Source organism: Gracilibacillus salinarum (assembly GCF_022919575.1).
In the GTDB taxonomy this organism is placed as follows: Bacteria; Bacillota; Bacilli; order Bacillales; family Amphibacillaceae; genus Gracilibacillus; species Gracilibacillus salinarum.
Genome location: NZ_CP095071.1, coordinates 1293592 through 1311239, shown reverse-complemented (window position 1 = coordinate 1311239; position 17648 = coordinate 1293592). Strand labels below are relative to the sequence as shown.

Genomic DNA, 17648 nt, shown 5'->3' with positions numbered 1-17648 from the left:
AGTGAAATGGAAAGTAGATCAAGACTACCATGAATTGTTATTACGTGATTACTTGCATCAGGCAAGGGGGATCTCACGCCGAACACTAACAGCAGTGAAATTTCGTGGTGGTAAATTATTAGTGAACAATCAGGAAGTAAATGTGCGGCATAAGCTTGCAGAAGGAGATATCGTAGAGGTAATATTCCCGCCGGAAACGAGGAGTGAGCTGCTAAAGCCGGAAGCTCTCCCTCTCGATATTGTGTATGAAGACGACGATGTATTAGTCGTCAATAAGCCGGCATACATTGCTACGATGCCATCCTATCATCATCAGCAGCATACTTTATCTAATAGAGTTATCGCTCATTATGATCAAAAGCAACTGCCATATACCGTCCATGTCGTAACAAGACTGGACCGTGATACTTCCGGATTATTGTTAATAGCCAAACATCGCCACAGTCATTCTGTTTTATTCCAAGATCAACATGAAGGGACGGTAAATCGTCGTTATCAGGCCATTGTATCGGGAAAAATGGAGGAGAAGAAAGGAACATTGGATTTAGCAATCGATCGTGCACCAGATTCTATTATTCGACGTGTTGTATCTCCTGATGGTAAACGGGCGATCACGCATTATCAGGTGGTAGAGGAACTCGACAATGTTTCGTTAGTAGAGGTCCGCCTGGAGACAGGCCGAACCCATCAAATCCGCGTCCATTTCTCTGCAGTTGGTCATCCGCTCATTGGGGATAGCTTATATCAAGGTGATACAACCTACTTGAATCGCCAGGCCCTGCATTGTCACCGGTTGGGCTTTTATCATCCGATGACAAGAGAACGCCTGCAATTCGAGATACCTTTAGCAGATGAGTTGGAGCAAACTTGGAAAGCATTGAAAAAGCAATAAAAAAGGACGAGGACAAAATCGTCCTTTTCTAATCAGTCAAGAAAGTATAAAGTGCAGTTTAGTAATCATATTGAACATGAAGTTCAGTTCCTATAATATGGATTATGGGAACTAAGCACTACTAGCCAAGCATTTATATTGAGCTATTTAATGTGCTGGGATACCGCTTCGGCCAACCACGTCCTGCGGGGCACGGCTGAAGCTAACTTTGTGAAGAAGGGCGCTTCACAAAGTGGATCTTCAGCACCTGCACAATCCCGCGGGGGTCTCCGTGGTTGGCCTACGCTAGGATGTTTGCTCTACAACTTTTGGAATTGCTAGCATATTGAATGCACCATATAAATATCAGCTTTTGATTAACATAATGCCAGAACCACTGCTTTTAGCTGTTTCAAATGTTGTAAAACTTCCCTTAAGCATAGGAAATAGGCGGAGCCTCCTCATGCCTCAGCGCGAGCTGAAGATTCATTTAGTTTCTGCCTGCGTCTGAAAGTATTGCTTCGAAGTGAGCTTCCTCGGTACAAGGCAGCAAGGAAGTAATTCAAGTAGTAGCCTAGCTGAGGCTGTGCCCAGGACGCGGAGCCTATTTCCGGAGCTTTGCTAAGCAGATAAAATATATTAAAATGATCATTCTGCAATACAGCCTTTGTTTACATAATCCATATTATAGAGGTAGTTATATAAAACTTGAATCAAATAGGACCGGGAGGGTTATACCCTTTTTTTCTTAGTATAAGCCGAACACAACATGAATCGTCATCTAACAACATTCACGTTATGTTCGGCTTTTTCTAATAAAGCCCATATTTTAACGTCCTGGTTCACGTCAAAATATGGACCAGATACCGCTTATTATAATCGGAATTTTTCTTCCACAAATGGCATGCTCGATGGTACGCTCACCGTTGTCTCTTCTGGGAGGCGAAATGCGGACAATTTGTTGCCAAAAACGCAGCCTGTGTCAATATTAACGGTTTTATGTACGAACCGAGGTTCTAATACAGGTGTATGTCCATAAACCACCCAGCGCTCACCGTGATATTGCTGGGCCCAATCTCTTCTTACTGGGCGTCCGTCGGGATGCTTTTCACCAGTTATGTCTCCGTAAAGTACAAAGGTTTTCACTTTTTTATCGTCTCTGCCAATATATTTTTCAGGTATCCCGGCATGTGCAATGACAACGTCTAGCTCATCGATCTTTTGATATAGAGGTGCTTGCTCATAAAGTGTCATCATCATTTTTTTCACTTCTGCTTGATCATCAGCCGACAATTGCTGATATTCAGCAACAGTTGTCTCCAGTCCGTGCTGGTGTGAGACATTATTGCCAAGAAAAAATCTGTATAACTTATTACAATGGTTGCCAGGCACATAAAAGGCGATTTTCTGTACGTGAACGAGTTGATATACAAAGCGTATTACTTCTACCGATTGCGGACCGCGATCAGTCAAATCACCGACAAAGGCGATGCGCCGTCCATCTGGATGATGAATGTGGTTCTTTTCTACCCGATAGCCTAACTGATCCAGCAGATTCATCAGTTCGTGATAACAGCCGTGAATATCCCCGATGATATCTAATTTCATATCCAAAACCCCAGTCTATTATTAGCTATTGTTTATAGTTAAGATTCGTCAAACATATAGGTTTTTATACGGAAGAATACATTTAAGACTATGCCAATAGCCATTAAATAGGTCAGCGTCGAACTTCCTCCATAGCTGATAAATGGTAACGGCAAGCCCGTAACAGGTAATAATTGAATCGACATGCCGATATTTTGAAATACTTGATAGGTAAACATACCGATAATACCTGTCACCATATAACTTGCGAATGGATCTTTGCTTTTTAGCGCAATAAAAATGAGCCGGTATATTAATAAAAAGTAAATTAATATTAACAAGCTTGCACCAAAGAAACCAAATTGTTCGGCAATGGTGGAAAAAATATAATCCGTCTGGTATTCCGGAATATCTGTCGCCTTTTCAAATGTGCCAATTCCCTTTCCGGATAACTGGCCGGATGCGATAGCAAGCATCGCCGTCAAGGTTTGGTAGGCACCTTCCTGGCTGAATTGATCTGGAAATAGCCAGCCTTGAAGCCGGTCCACAATATGACCCAATTCGTTGTCATACAAGAACTGGTTGACGGCTTCCGTGAAATTAAGGTAAATAAACAGTACCGTGGCTATTAAAACAAGACCAGTTCCTACAATAGTAAGAATAATTCGCCATTTGATTCCTGAAACTAACAACATACAGGCAGTAATCGACACTAATACTAACACGCCACCATAGTCAGGCTGTTGTGTCAGGAAAAAAATCGGTACCAGTGCTGCCACTGCCATCTTACAAAGTAGCCACAGATCCATTTTGACTGTATGTACTGGATATTTTTCGTTGTGGGCTACCATGATATGTGCTTGAAATATGATCAGAAACACTTTCATAAACTCGGCAGGCTGCAAGGTACCAAATCCAGGAATGGCGAACCAGCCCCAAGCTCCATTTACCTGTTTTGCGATTCCAGGTGGAAAATGAAAGAAGAGCATAAGTAATGCCAAAATTCCTAATCCATAAAGAATCCAGGAAACTTGTCGAAGACGGTCATAATCAAACATCATAATAACAGCGATTAGCATGGATCCTGCGATGTACCATACCATTTGTTTGATAAACAGGTTGTCATAATCAGCACCTTTCAAACTCAAATAAGGATCTAACGTATATAAAGTGAACACACTAATAATCCCAAAAATAATCACGATAAAAATAAGCGAGTAGTCTAGTTTTGCATTTGCATTCTGTTCAGGCATATTCTGTTAAACCTTTCTTTCTTGAAAAATTTAGTCCACATCTAGTATAGTGGAAAAATGATTTTTTGAGAATAAAAACATATCAATTCTTTCGATATTGTATCATTTTTTGATAATTAGAATGTGTAAAATTTGCGTATTTTTTAGCGAGATATGTTATTCTTTTAACATCTTCATAAAGTGAGACTTCAATCAGTGGGGGTTCTGCCCCGCTGATTGCTAGCGAAACTTATCAGGAAGTTATCGTCCGTTTACCCCTCACTCAGCTTCATATTTATATCTCGGAACATGGAGTGGGGTATTACGGACGGTTAGCGCTGTGATAAAGTGAGACTTCAATCAGTGGGGGTCTGCCCCCACTGATTGCTAGCGAAACTTATCAGGAAGTTATCGTCCGTTTACCCCTCACTCAGCTTCATATTTATATTTCGGAACATGGAGTGGGGTATTACGGAAGAATTGCGCCGTGATAAAAGTATGTCAAAAGATGATAGGAGGCGGACTAATGGAACACTTAGAGCAGCAAGAACGGATGGAAATGTGGGAGAAGATTCAGGAAACCTTAATCAATGAAAGAATTGATCAATTTCGGGCTGAATTCTTAGAATTACATCCGTATGATCAAGCTAAAATATTCGAAGAACAAGACGAAGACATCCGCTTCTTAATTTATTCCTATTTATCACCTGAAGAGATGGCAGAAGTTATTGAGCAAGTCGACCAAGACATCGTATCTGATTTTATTATCGAAATGGTACCGGCATTTGCCGCTAAAATTTTAGAATATATGTCGACAGATGACGCGGTAGATATCTTAAATGAATTAGATAAAAATAAAGTTGCCAGCTTTTTAACTATAATGGACAAACGTTCCTCTGAAGAGATCAAAGAGCTTCTCCATTATGAAGAAAAAACAGCAGGAAGTATTATGACGACGGAATTTGTCGTGATCCATACGACCATGACTGTAAAAGATGCAATGCGTCATTTGCGCAAGGAAGCGCCAGATGCAGAGACAATCTACTATATATATGTTGTCAATTCTTATAAGAAATTAGTCGGGGTTATCTCCCTGCGAGATTTAATTATTGCAGAAGGGGATTGGCTGATTGAGGAAGTCATGAGTGATCGTGTGGTATCTGTACCTGTGGGAGAAGACCAGGAAGATATTGCCCAAATGATGCGTGATTATGATTTCCTTGCATTGCCTGTTGTTGATTTTCAAGAACATTTACTCGGTATTATTACAGTTGATGATATTATGGACGTTATGGAAGAAGAAGCAAGTGATGATTACTCCAAACTTGCTGGTATCTCAGATGTAGAAAGTAGTGGGGATACAGCGATCTCTTCTGCAAAAAAAAGATTACCATGGCTTGTTATCTTGCTATTTCTAGGCATGTTAACGGCAAGTTTGATCGGTCGCTTTGAAGCAACGCTTGCGAAGGATCCGATCTTGGCCGTATTTATTCCGCTAATTGCCGGAATGGCTGGTAACACCGGAACACAGGCATTGGCAGTTGCTGTAAGAAGTATTTCAACAGGTGATATGAATAAAAAAGGAAAAGCAGCAGTAATCTGGCAAGAAGCTAAGACTGGCTTGATTACTGGTGTTTCATGTGGTGTGATTATTACGTTGTTAATTGCATTTTGGTATCATGATTTTTATCTTGGTATGCTAGTTGGTATCTCTATCATGGCAACCTTACTGGTGGCAACTATTTCTGGTGCTTTTATTCCACTTGTCATGGACCGTTTTAATATTGACCCAGCAGTTGCCTCAGGACCATTCATCACTACGTTGAATGATGTTATTTCAATCTTTATTTATTTTGGTTTAGCAACGACATTTATGAACTTTTTATTATAGAGAGGGGGACTGCACATGCACGGAGAATCAGTAAGTTCACTCGTCATCGTTATTATTGCAGCCTTTATAACACCTATTCTGTTGCATCGGTTCCGATTGAAGATGATTCCAGTTGTTGTAGCAGAAATTATTGTCGGCTTAATTATTGGCCATAGTGGTTTTAATTTAGTGGAAGACAGTGACTGGCTTGAAACATTGTCTACATTAGGTTTTATTTTTCTTATGTTTCTAAGTGGATTGGAAATTGATTTCACTATATTTTCGAAAAAAGGGCGTAAACAAAATGGTACAAAAAATATGCCTAATCCAGTCAAGCTGGCAACTCTCATATTTATCGGCATATTAATATTATCATTCGGTCTATCCTATTTATTTGTACTGTTCGGATTTATCGATAATATTTACTTAATGACGTTGATTATTTCAACAATTTCATTAGGCGTTGTCGTCCCTACTTTAAAAGAAGCGCAAGCTATGCAGACAACGGTTGGACAAACAATCCTCCTGATTGCTGTTATTGCTGATTTAGCTACGATGATTTTATTAGCTATTTTTGTTTCTTTTTATGGGGACGAATCCGGAAATATGTGGCTATTGCTCTTATTGTTCGGTGTCGGTGTCCTCTTATATTTCGTTGGGAAGTATTTCAGGAATCAATCGTTTATTGAAGCCATGTCTAAAGGTACGATACAGATCGGTACAAGAGCTGTATTCACTTTGATTATCTTCCTTGTAGCATTGTCCGAGTCCGTAGGGGCTGAGAATATCCTTGGTGCTTTCCTGGCAGGTGCGTTAGTGTCGCTATTAGCTCCTAACCAAGAACTTGTACAGAAGTTGGACAGCTTTGGCTATGGTTTCCTAATTCCGATCTTCTTCGTGATGGTCGGTGTCGATTTGGATTTGAAAGCATTATTCGGAGAACCAAAGATATTAGCGTTAATTCCGCTCTTGTTCTTTGCTCTGTTACTTTCAAAAGTTATTCCTGTTCTTCTTCTGAAAAAATGGTACGACACGAAGACTGTGATCGCATCCAGTATGCTATTAACGTCAACGCTGTCGCTTGTGATCGCAGCTGGTACGATTGGGGAGAGACTAGGCATTATTACAAGTGAAATGAATGGTGCACTCGTATTAGTTGCTGTTCTTTCCTGTATTATTACACCTGCTTTCTTTAAGAAATACTATGTGAATCAGGAAGAAGCCAACTACCAGCAAACCGTCTCTTTCATCGGTATTAATCAGGCGACCATACCTGTATTGCGTGAATTGGATCCGAAAGATTTCGAGACGCATCTCTTCCATACGAAGCAAGAGAATTTGGATGACAGCAAAAGTAGATCAATTTTTGACATTAATGAGCTTGAAAATTATGATTTTGATACACTGGAGAAGGCTGGTGTCTTCCATCATGATATTGTTGTAGTTACAACCGGTAATCTAGAAAAAAATGAAGAAATCGCAGCATACGCCAAAAAGCTTGGTGTAGAAAGGGTTATTGCCAGAGTGGAGAATCCGGTAATGGAAAAAAGATTGAAAGAGATCGGTGTTGATGTCTTCTCGATATTATTATCATCGAAAACATTATTGAAAGCATTGATCGAATCTCCGCATGTTGTTAACATTTTCACGGAGCAAGACAGTCAATTGTATGAGATTAACATGAACAATATAGGCTACGAGGGCACGGTGTTAAGGGAATTCCCATTCACCGGTGATGTCATTATGGTCCGCATCTTCCGGGGTAATGATTCAATCGTTCCTCACGGTGATACCGAGCTTCGGCTGAATGATCGCCTGATCGTTACAGGCTCATCAGAATATGTAGAAGAGTTACAGCAGCTGTTGGAATATGTATAAATACAAGAAAACCTCCGCTTTTAAAGCGGAGGTTTTTTATTCAGTAAAGGAAGTATAAAAGTGCAGTCACAGCAGTAATCATATGGAACAAGAAGCGAAGTTCCTATAAGATAGATTATGTAAAGTAACACTGTCTGACATAGTGGTAATTTTGATAGATATCATCTGCTTAGCAAAGCTCCGGAAATAGGCTCCGCGTCCTGTGGGGCGCGGCTTTATACTTGAACAGCATCTGTGCTGCCTTGTGCCGAGGAAGCTCACTTCGAAGCGATACTTGGAGACACAGGCATAAATATAAGTGAATCTTCAGCTCGCGCTGAGGCATGAGGAGTCTCCGCCTATTTCCTACGCTTGAGGGAAGTGCTACAACGTATGTAACAGTGAAAAGCAGCAGTGCTAGGCATTATTCATATTAAAGATGAGGTATAGACACTAAGGGATACCGCTCAAAATATTAGCTGTATTAATAGGTGTAGAGCAAAGCCATAGCGTAGGCCAACCACGTAGACTCCCGCGGGATTATGCAGGCGCTGAAGATCCACTTTGTGAAGTGCCTTTCTTCACAAAGTTAGCTTCAGCCGTGCCCCGCAGGACGCGAAGTGGTTGGCGGAGTAGCCGTCAAGGCTAAGAATCTAATGGAGTGAATGTCTCCTGTCGTCAATTTGCCGATTCAGACGACTAGCATATCCAATGCGTGGGAAGGTAACGACCCACGTTCTGCTTGGAAGTAAACGCCACGGCGGCCTGTATTACGCAGAGAATACAAGGTCGGAACAGCCTGTGTGGCAAGCAAACCTAGAGGCCAAAAGGCTTTAACGAATACTGCAGCCCCGAAAATTCGCGCCTTTCTGAAGCTGTTGAAGGGATAAATGTTTTGCGCCGACCTGTTGCCAACTTGGGGAAGGCTGATATTCTATAGGAAGAAACGGTAATGAGCACTATAGAAGCAACCGGGGTAGGGGTTTTAGCATCTAGGGAAAGATTCTTAGAGATAACGACGGGAAGGTCCTACTTCTAGCAGGGACTAGCAACAACCTGCAAAGACCAATCCTTATAAGTTAACAGCGAAATAGGAATGGAAGATTTAGGATCGGCGGATGAGTCCGTAGTAGCGAAGAATGAAGGGTAATGCCTTCAGAGATAGAACAAGATTCTATCCCTGTCAAGGGTAACACCCAAGATAGGGCAAAGGGGCTCTGGATACTTGGCGGATTGTCTGGCAAAGTTGAACGCAGAGTCAACACAAAAAAAGCCTGAGACATTCACGTAGATAAGTAAACTCATTTAGTAATGGGTGAATGTTGGCTAGAACTTAAACCTAGATTATATGAGGAAGGCACATTTATGGTAGAGCCAAGGTCAGAACCGGACTCGGGAAATCCGACCGTCCGGGATCGTGGGGGGGCTACATGAAACGTGATTCTACATGAATGCGCGCGCCTGTTTTCTACCCGACCGAAGCGGTATCCCAGCACATTAAATAGCTCAATATGGATGCTTGGCAACGATAGCTACTTTACATAATCCATATTATAGGTAGCTATATACAAAAGGTAAATAGGACCGATTGGGTTTTGTCCGGTTTTTCTTATCTGTCCATTTTTTGAGTATTTAACCGAATAGATGATAAAATAGAAGAAAGAGGTGTTGATATGAGACGAATTATTTTATTTGATGGCGTTTGTAACTTTTGCTCCAGCAGCGTGCAATTTATAATTCAACGAGATCCCGAGCGGAAATTCCATTTTGCGTCGTTACAGAGTGAGGTGGGACAGGATCTCGTACAACAGTATAACGTTCCAAAGGATATTGACAGCTTAATTCTTATCGATAACGATCAAATCTACACTAAATCCACTGCCGCATTAAATATAGCAAAACAATTGACCGGTGTTTATCGTTTTGCTCGTATCTTTTTAATCATACCGAAGCCAATACGGGATTTTCTCTATCAGATCATCGCGAAAAATCGCTATAAATGGTTCGGAAAGAAAGAGGCATGCATGATACCCAAACCAGAAGACAGACAACGGTTTATCGATTAAAAAAGGCTATCCCACCTCGGGATAGCCTTTTTGCTTAACCTTCTTCTCTTCTTCTTCTTTTTAGGGCGTATGTTCTTCCTTCTTCTTTAAATGCCTTGATCAGCGCAAACACAATCATGATCATGATAATCGCAAATGGGAATGCGGCGATAATCGAGGCGGTTTGTAATGCACCAAGTCCTCCTTGCCACAATAACACAGCAGCTGTACCAGATTGCACAATACCCCATGCTACTTTTACAGAAACATTTGGGTTTAGATCCCCGTTTGTCGTTTGCATACCAAGAACGAACGTTGCGGAGTCAGCTGATGTAATAAAGAATGTGCTGATTAACAGTACCGTCAACACTGCCATCACTGCTGTTAGCGGGAAGCTCTCTAACACTGTAAATAGAGCAGATTCGGTACCAGACTCATTCATAATGTTATATATATTGATGCCTTCGTTCATCTCCAAGTGAATAGCGGAACCGCCAAATACACTGTACCAAAGCGCACCAAAGATGGTTGGTACTAATAAGACACCAACGACAAATTCACGAACCGTACGTCCGCGGGATACACGTGCGATAAACATACCTACAAACGGTGCCCATGCAATCCACCAAGCCCAATAGAAGATTGTCCAGTTTTCCAGCCAATCTGCATTGTCCTGATTAAATGGTGCCATACGGAAGCTCATTTCCGGCAGATTGGAAATATAGGATCCTAACGTTGTTGTAAAGAAGTTCATGATAAAGTTAGTTGGACCTGTAAACAACAGAAAGACCATGAGTAAAATAGCTAATACAATATTAGTAGTACTCAGGATTTTTATCCCTTTATTCAAACCTGTTAAAGCAGATAGCATATATAATACTGTGACAATGGCAATAATGATTAATTGTAAGCCAACTGTATTTTCGATGTTTCCTGATACGAACTCAATACCACTACCAATTTGTTGTGCACCCAGTCCTAATGACGTTGCAACACCAAATACAGTTGCAAATACAGCAATGACATTGATCGTTGTACCGAAGCCACCGTTCATATTTTTACCGAATAAAGGCTTTAAGGTACTGCTTATTAGCCCAGGCTCGTCCTTTCTAAACTGGAAATAGGCTAAGGCCATCGCTAGTGTGGCATAGACTGCCCATGGATGGAGTCCCCAGTGGAAAAAACTGTGTTGCATCGCGACACGAGCAGCTGCTGCTTCAGTGTCGGTTGGATAAGGTGGGTCATGAAAATGTGAAACTGGTTCTGCTGCTCCCCAGAACACGAGACCAATCCCCATTCCTGCACTGAATAACATACCAAACCATGTCAAATAATTATATTCAGGCTTGTCTCCATCCTTACCAAGCACAATGTTTCCGTACTTCGAAACAATTAAAAAGATAGCAAAAATCACAAAGCTAGTTGTGACTAGTAAATAAAACCAGCCAAAACGACTAACTAGAAATTCTTGAATGTTGGTAGTTACCGTGTTCAGATTCCCTTCAGGTAACATATCCTTAGGAATAATCCCCCATGCAATAAAGAGAACTGTAATTGCGAGTGAAATGTAAAATACTTTAGATACCTTATGCATTCAAATATCCTGTCCCTTCTATATATAGTTTTTGTGTATGAGTGCACAATTTACCTTACCCTATTCTAAGGGGTAGTATTCCAAAAATCACGAAATACGCATTATTTTTCTCAATGTAAAGGCTTTAATCCTAATTATGTAAGAAAAAAGCCCTTCCAAGCCTAATAAGGTTTGGAAGGGAGATAGTATTAAAGTACTGAAACTGCTGGTAAGCAAGTAATCGCACAGAAACAATTTAAGTCAACAGTGATACAAATTCCAGTACGTTCTAAATCAGAAACTTGTTCGTTGTCTAGTTGTTCACATGGATCACCACAAGCATGCTCATCATCATCGAACACTAATAGTTCTAGTACAGCACAACCAGTGTCTTCATCTACATCGTTCACACGGAAGATAAAGCTGCTAAAGCATTCGAAACGAGCAGGTCCTCCGTGAGATTTTACTTCAGCACCGTACCCTTTGAAAGGTTTACCTTTTTTATCATATAGAATGAAAGGTACTGTATCTAACCCATTTGCTGTTGCTGGGGATACTAAATCACGAATTGATTGTGCACAGCTTATATCACAATGGTTGTCAACTACATTGTCTTGTGCTTCATCAATCGCAAGTACTACATCAAGTACACAGCTATTTCCAGCTCCACTTACTTCATCATGGCAATTTTTACCCATTATCTGACACTCCTTCAGAAAAAAGATTTCGTTAACACTAATAATCTATGTCATAGGAACGTTTGCGTATAGACGAGTGTCTCGGTTTTGAAAAAAAGCCTTTAATTTTTTGCTCACAACGACTAGGCGTTTTACATATACATACATTAGCAGCAAGTAAAGGAGGAATACTTTTGGAATCGAACAACACTAATAGAGAAATACCGAGAATGTATATTGCACAACCAAATCACGCGGAACCAAAACGGTCTATGCAAACTGCTTATCGTTCATCCAATTACAATAAATCAAAGCAATCAGCTAAACCGCAATCGAAGCCGAAACAAGTAAGACCGGCAAAGAAACGTCAAAAACAAGAAGCTGAAGCCCCAACGCCTACTATGGAGAAAAAAAAATTTAAAGATATGGATGTTAAAGAAAAAGTGATATATTTTGCTGATATGCCATTTCATGTTCCAAAAAATAAATGCCAAATTGTAACAGAAAGACGTAAATACACAGGTTTGATTGAAGATTTTCAGAATGACATGGTTGTTTTAAAGGTTGTGAATAAATCTCAACCCGTTTCGATCCCGTTAGAACAAATACAGGAAATCAATTTAGCTGGCTTTTAATAAACACTTATATAGGTCAAATGCATAAGATATAGTGTTCTTAGGCAAATAAGTTATTGCATATAATATTAAGGAGTGAAGAACGTGTCAGAAAAAAAGAAAGTAATTTATGTAAAAGATTTAGTGATCAAAGCGGATAACGTTCGTATCGAACCAACTCGCCGTCATGATCCATTCTTTGGCCCACGATCGGTAGAAGATGATCATGATGAGCTGCTTGAAGATGTAGCAGAAGAAAGAGAAGAACATCACGATCACGATGATCATAAAGATCACAAGGATGATAATGACCGTCCACCATTTTCTTGGATTTAAGTATAAAACAGATAGCTTTACTAATTGAAAGCTATCTGTTTTGCTTATTTGTATAAAAATAGGATTACATTCCGGTAAAAGGGGTATATCAATAGAAACATGCGAAGGAGGGATGCGAAATGGGTTATATTATGCCGGTAGAAAATTATCAATATCAGCAATACCATCAACGTGTTACGAAAGAAAAGCGTGACCCGTTTCCAATAGAGAAAGTGTATCCAGTCCAGCATGATACAACATATGAAGAGTCCCAAACAAATAGAGAGGAAGTGCTGCCTTATCCAGCGCAGGGAAATCATCGGCGTCTTGTCATGAATGAGCAACCTGAATCAAAACGCAAAGCACATATTTATGCACAAGTCACAGGAAAAGGCAAACATTTTCAAGCAAAAGTGTAGCCAGCGGTGAAATACGCCGGCTGCACTTTTCTTATATTACGGAAAATTGGATCAGATGGTATGCCTGGCTATTAGCAGTTGCTGACACATCTGGTTTGACAGTTTTCCGGAAAAGCTGATAGGCGCATGAAGATGATGACGAACTTTAGGGCAAGTGGAAGCAAAAGATTGTCAAATGAATGAAGATGGGGAAACTTCAGACGAAAGGAGTAACAAGAAAATGCTCAACGCATGAAGATGGGGAAACTTCAGGCGAAAGAATTCACAAGAGAACGCCCAACGCATGAAGATGTGGAAACTTCAGGCGAAAGGAGTAACAAGAGAACGTCCAACGCATGAAGATGGGATAACTTCAGGCGAAAGGAGTAACAAGAGAACGCCCAACGCATGAAGATGGGATAACTTCAGGCGAAAGGAGTAACAAGAGAACGCCCAACGCATGAAGATAGGGTAACTTCAGGCGAAAGGACTAGCAAGAGAACGCCCAACGCATGAAGATGTGATAACTTCAAGCGAAAGGAGTAGCAAAAAAACGCCCAACGCATGAAGATAGGGTAACTTCAGGCGAAAGGAGTAACAAGAAAACGCCCAAAGCATGAAGAAGAGCAACCTTCAAGCGAACCTGATAAACATCACCAGACATCATCTGGCAGTACATAGAAAAAGCCTGAAACTAATAAGCTTCAGGCCTTCCTTTTTTTATGAGGTAAGAAAGAAAATAATAAGTTGTCGTATCGCTTTCTAACATGGACGGCCATGTCCAGCTACAGCGCCCAAAAACTAGGCGACTTCCTGCATCGCCCTACGATAAGTCATCATCGGTTCTCAAGCTCACCGTGATTCCTTTATCTCAGTTGCTGCCGTCCAGTCGCTACGTTTCTAAACGGGCGCTTGCGCTTTTCAAAGATCCTATTAGTATCCTTGAATAAAAAGCGGTCGTTCTCGCGAATATTCTGCGTAGAACACTTCTTTAACGGAGGATACCTCTTGTTTTACTAACTCTTGTTCTAACCACTTTTCATCTTTACCAATCTCTTCAAGGCTGTCCCAAATAATTTCGCCATCGTTAATTAACATAAATGGCAGAACGACATCCTCTAGTGGTAAGTTTAAATCGTGTCGGGTAGGTTGCTGATAGGAAGTTTTTTTTAGAACAGACACAGTGCCGTCAGTTTCTAATATGGCATAGTCCACTTCTTGGACAGAAAAAGTGTCCTTCGATCGTAATAAGTGGAGCAATTGATTCATGTCCAGTTTTCCTTTTTTCATTTCTTCGCGCTGTAATTTTCCTTTGTGAATGATGATGGAAGGTCGTCCTTCAAGTATGGATCTCGTCTTTTTATATCGTTGCGTAATTAATTCGGTCACATATATTAACGTTCCCCATAATAAAACAGCAAAGCCAATATCCATGATCCCGACCTGATCGTCATATAAGGCGTTTCCGACAAGTTCCCCAAGTATAAGTGCAGAGATAAAATCAAAGGCCGTCAGTTGTTTAATCTGAGTCTTTCCAAGTACTTTCGCTAAGACAAACAACATCACAAAACCGAACAACGTCTCTACAAAAATTGAACCAAAGAGCATAGCTTTCTCCTATCTTTACATTATTTTTTATTAGGATAGACAAAATGCGCTCTCTGCATACTATCGACAAGTAATTTATCATATAAAAAAGCAGCCTGTTCAACAGACTGCTCGAAGCTTATAATGTTTTTGTCATGGTAACATGCGGAATTCCTGCGTCGAGAAATTCACCAGAAATAGTTCGATAACCAAGTCCTTGGTAAAAACCTACAGCACGAGTTTGGGCGTTTAATTTAGATTTCTTAAATCCTTTTGCATTCGCAACACTTTCCATATGCAAAAGAATGTCTTTTCCGTAACCCAAGCCGCGCGCTTCTTTCATCACACAGATACGTTCCATTTTGCCATAGCCATCAACGAAGCGTATTCTGCTTGCTGCCACGGGCTCGCCATTGGAATAACCAACGAAGTGGATTGCTTCCTCTTCTAGATCATCGATTTCCAGTTCTTCCGGTACATTTTGTTCTCGTACAAAAACGGTATAGCGTACATCGTAAGCGTCTTTTAGTTCTTTTTCTGTCTCAACAAGTTTAATATCCATTTTGTGCTCCTTATAGCATAGTGATTAATATATTTTTTAAATCCTTTTGCCAGTATGTCCAGGTATGATTTCCATCAAATTCTTCATAATGATAAACGGAGAGTTTGTCTTTTAGAATATCATGAAAGACACGATTAGGCGCCAGAAAATCGGAAATCTCTCCAGTTGTCGTATCAACTTCTGTCTCATCAAGTCCAATTGATTGATAAAGCTCTAATTGTGAACCGGCCGGTACGCGGTTCGCTTGTTGCATGACACGCTCGTTCATATAAGGGGATTGCATAATTGCAGTATGGAACGTGCTCGGGAATTGACTTGCTACCATAAATGCTAATGTACCTGCAAGTGAATCCCCCATTAAAATTCTTTTTACAGGTGTGATATGTAACGTTTCTTCTACAAAAGGGATCGCTTCTTTGACGAGAAAAGCAATGTAATCACTTTGCTGTTCACCGTCTGGATGATATTTTTCCTTGCGATCATATTTATCTTGATAATGAATGCCGACAAAGATAGTCGGTTCAATTTCCATTTCTTCGTGCAGCTGATCACTTAGCGTTGCTACACGGCCAATGCGAAAATAATCTTCGCCATCCTGCATGACACACAATTGATAATCCTGAAATGGTGTAAAACCTTCCGGAAGGTACCATTTTACTTCGATTTCTTTGTTTAAATAATCACTTTCTATACTAGCTGAATCCATGGACCCTTTACGTCCCATGATATCGCCTCCTTACATGTGGATATTTTAACACAAAAGCGAGAATGGATAGTAGTGACACATCCTAAAATATTAATTCCGGCATGTATGATTCCGACTATTCTATCCAAACTAAGAAAAAAAGGTGTGAGTAAATTGAAGAAAAGGTTAGTGATTTTAACGATTTGCTTCATGATGCCGTTCATAAGCTTATCTGTTGTAGCCGCAGAGCAAACCGCAACCGTATCAGATGAACTGTATGAAGAGATGGCTGCACTAAAATATCCAAAAGTCTCTGATGTAGCAGATGTGAAGATGGAGGATAAAATCAATAAAATATTTCAAAATTATATTACCGCTTCCTATAATGAATTAAAAGAAAATGAGAAGGAAGCCGCGCAACACGATTTCCCGGCAGAATACCAGACCGATTATGAAGTGAAATACAACCAATCTCCATTGCTCAGTATTCTAACAAGTAATTACATGTTCAGCGGAGGTGCACATGGAAACACAGTGGTCGAGTCTTTCAACTTTGATATAAGTAAAGAAAAGCGTGTCTTTCTGACGGATATTTTAACGAAAGAAGAACAAATCAAAGCAGTTCGGGATTACGTTTGGGAATACGCGATAGAAAGACCGGATATTTTTTACCCGGATTTAGAAAAAGATGATATTAAACTGTCCAATGAAACAGCTTTTTATTTCACGGACGATGGCATTACACTTGTGTTCCAGCAGTATGAAATAGCGCCATACGTTTCTGGAAACCAGGAGATAGCAATTCCTAAAAAAGTATATGAAAAAGTTTTAAAGTAATGAGAAGAAATTAGCTTATCTATAGTGCTGGAAGCTTCATATTTCTAACAAAAAAAAGAACCGGCAGAACCGGTTCTTTTTCTATTTCGCAAAGACATGATCACCAATTGTTACAGTAGTTTCACGTGAGAAAATCCAATCGCTTTGTGCTGTGTTCGGATTGTAGAAGTAGATCGATCCTTGGCCTTGGCCACGGAATGCAATTGCCTCTTTTGCAGCACGAACAGATTCGCTGTCAGCTTCTTTATTAATTTCACCGTTTGCTACTGGACTGAATGCATGGATCGCACCATTTGAATAAGTCTCATTAACGACTTCTGTAATTGTGTTTGGAAAATCAGCGTGATCGACACGGTTTAAAACGACAGTCGCCACTGCCACTTTACCAGCGTATGGTTCACCTTGTGCCTCTGCACGTACCAGACGAGCTAATAAATCAACTTCTTTGTCTGAAACACTGCTTGGTATCGTCAACTCTGCACCAGGATATAGCATAGATGAAGAGTAATTGTTGACATTCATTAATTCATTAGTAGATACATTATAGTTCTGTGCAATTTTCCAGAATGTATCTCCTTGTTTGACGGTATAAGCATCTGCAAATCCAGGCAGTACTGTTAAACCTGTCACAACTAGTAAACTACTGATGAGTATTTTCATTTTATTTTTCATACGTTTCCCTCCTGTTGCATTACTAGTTAATAGATTAGCAGATGTAATATAAAGTTTCGCTATGTTATTTTTTCCAATGATGAAAGTGGTTGCTATAACAGGAAGAGAAAAGTTTACCAATTGTTGATTTGCTGGATAAAGTTGGCGTTATTAGTAAATGTGGCTAGTATTATGACAGATGTTAAGTAGTTGTAACATTGATGGCATAGGGATGAGGGCGATTTCAGTTGCTGATAATGTTTGTTATTTATCCTTTGATCATCATG

At 40.2% G+C, this 17648-nt stretch carries 16 protein-coding genes; 8 read left to right on the top strand and 8 right to left on the bottom strand.

Annotated features, from left to right (window positions below):
• Position 1 precedes the first annotated feature (1 nt).
• Positions 2 to 892 (top strand): RluA family pseudouridine synthase, encoded by an 891-nt coding sequence (locus tag MUN87_RS06340; protein ID WP_244746869.1) that lies wholly within the window; start codon positions 2 to 4, stop codon positions 890 to 892.
• Between the two features lie 852 nt (positions 893 to 1744).
• On the opposite strand, the gene prpE is transcribed toward MUN87_RS06340, so the two are convergent.
• Positions 1745 to 2479, bottom strand: coding sequence for a bis(5'-nucleosyl)-tetraphosphatase PrpE (gene prpE, locus MUN87_RS06335; protein ID WP_244746868.1), 735 nt, complete (start codon positions 2477 to 2479; stop codon positions 1745 to 1747).
• A 38-nt stretch (positions 2480 to 2517) separates the two neighbouring features.
• A complete protein-coding gene (locus MUN87_RS06330) occupies positions 2518 to 3711 on the bottom strand; it encodes an FtsW/RodA/SpoVE family cell cycle protein (RefSeq protein ID WP_244746867.1) in 1194 nt (397 codons plus the stop codon).
• Between the two features lie 505 nt (positions 3712 to 4216).
• On the opposite strand from MUN87_RS06330, the gene mgtE reads away from it, so the two are divergent.
• The 3 genes from mgtE to MUN87_RS06315 all read left to right on the top strand — a co-directional run bounded on the left by mgtE (position 4217) and on the right by MUN87_RS06315 (position 9483).
• Positions 4217 to 5581, top strand: coding sequence for a magnesium transporter (mgtE, locus tag MUN87_RS06325; RefSeq protein WP_244746866.1), 1365 nt, complete (start codon positions 4217 to 4219; stop codon positions 5579 to 5581).
• Positions 5582 to 5596: 15 nt separating this feature from the next.
• Positions 5597 to 7438, top strand: a complete 1842-nt coding sequence (locus tag MUN87_RS06320; RefSeq protein WP_244746865.1) for a monovalent cation:proton antiporter family protein — start codon at positions 5597 to 5599, stop codon at positions 7436 to 7438.
• A gap of 1652 nt (positions 7439 to 9090) precedes the next feature.
• Entirely contained in the window at positions 9091 to 9483 is a 393-nt protein-coding gene (locus MUN87_RS06315) for a thiol-disulfide oxidoreductase DCC family protein (RefSeq protein ID WP_244746864.1), read from the top strand.
• Between the two features lie 34 nt (positions 9484 to 9517).
• Here MUN87_RS06315 and MUN87_RS06310 read toward each other — a convergent pair whose 3' ends face one another.
• Together MUN87_RS06310 and MUN87_RS06305 are read right to left on the bottom strand one after the other, a co-directional pair.
• Positions 9518 to 11056, bottom strand: a complete 1539-nt coding sequence (locus MUN87_RS06310) for a glycine betaine uptake BCCT transporter (RefSeq protein WP_244746863.1) — start codon at positions 11054 to 11056, stop codon at positions 9518 to 9520.
• A 188-nt stretch (positions 11057 to 11244) separates the two neighbouring features.
• Complete coding sequence (locus MUN87_RS06305) at positions 11245 to 11733, bottom strand: CotY/CotZ family spore coat protein (protein WP_244746862.1); 489 nt, start codon at positions 11731 to 11733, stop codon at positions 11245 to 11247.
• Between the two features lie 173 nt (positions 11734 to 11906).
• Here MUN87_RS06305 and MUN87_RS06300 point away from each other — a divergent pair, with 173 nt between their 5' ends.
• From MUN87_RS06300 to MUN87_RS06290, 3 genes are all read left to right on the top strand, one after another.
• A complete protein-coding gene (locus MUN87_RS06300; RefSeq protein WP_244746861.1) occupies positions 11907 to 12347 on the top strand; it encodes a CotO family spore coat protein in 441 nt (146 codons plus the stop codon).
• Between the two features lie 84 nt (positions 12348 to 12431).
• Complete coding sequence (locus MUN87_RS06295) at positions 12432 to 12662, top strand: hypothetical protein (protein WP_244746860.1); 231 nt, start codon at positions 12432 to 12434, stop codon at positions 12660 to 12662.
• Between the two features lie 119 nt (positions 12663 to 12781).
• The gene (locus tag MUN87_RS06290; RefSeq protein WP_244746859.1) at positions 12782 to 13060 is read left to right on the top strand and encodes a hypothetical protein; all 279 of its coding nucleotides are present in this window, start codon (positions 12782 to 12784) and stop codon (positions 13058 to 13060) included.
• Positions 13061 to 13972: 912 nt separating this feature from the next.
• On the opposite strand, the gene MUN87_RS06285 is transcribed toward MUN87_RS06290, so the two are convergent.
• From MUN87_RS06285 to MUN87_RS06275, 3 genes are all read right to left on the bottom strand, one after another.
• Positions 13973 to 14647, bottom strand: a complete 675-nt coding sequence (locus tag MUN87_RS06285) for a DUF421 domain-containing protein (RefSeq protein WP_244746858.1) — start codon at positions 14645 to 14647, stop codon at positions 13973 to 13975.
• Between the two features lie 118 nt (positions 14648 to 14765).
• Positions 14766 to 15188 (bottom strand): GNAT family N-acetyltransferase, encoded by a 423-nt coding sequence (locus tag MUN87_RS06280; protein WP_244746857.1) that lies wholly within the window; start codon positions 15186 to 15188, stop codon positions 14766 to 14768.
• 10 nt (positions 15189 to 15198) lie between these two features.
• Complete coding sequence (locus tag MUN87_RS06275; RefSeq protein WP_244746856.1) at positions 15199 to 15912, bottom strand: alpha/beta hydrolase; 714 nt, start codon at positions 15910 to 15912, stop codon at positions 15199 to 15201.
• Between the two features lie 126 nt (positions 15913 to 16038).
• Between MUN87_RS06275 and MUN87_RS06270 the strand changes: the two genes are divergently transcribed.
• Positions 16039 to 16710, top strand: coding sequence for a DUF3298 and DUF4163 domain-containing protein (locus MUN87_RS06270; RefSeq protein WP_439649662.1), 672 nt, complete (start codon positions 16039 to 16041; stop codon positions 16708 to 16710).
• An 81-nt stretch (positions 16711 to 16791) separates the two neighbouring features.
• Here the strand turns inward: MUN87_RS06270 and MUN87_RS06265 are convergent, their stop codons facing one another.
• Positions 16792 to 17382, bottom strand: coding sequence for a cell wall hydrolase (locus tag MUN87_RS06265; protein WP_244746854.1), 591 nt, complete (start codon positions 17380 to 17382; stop codon positions 16792 to 16794).
• Positions 17383 to 17648 lie beyond the last annotated feature (266 nt).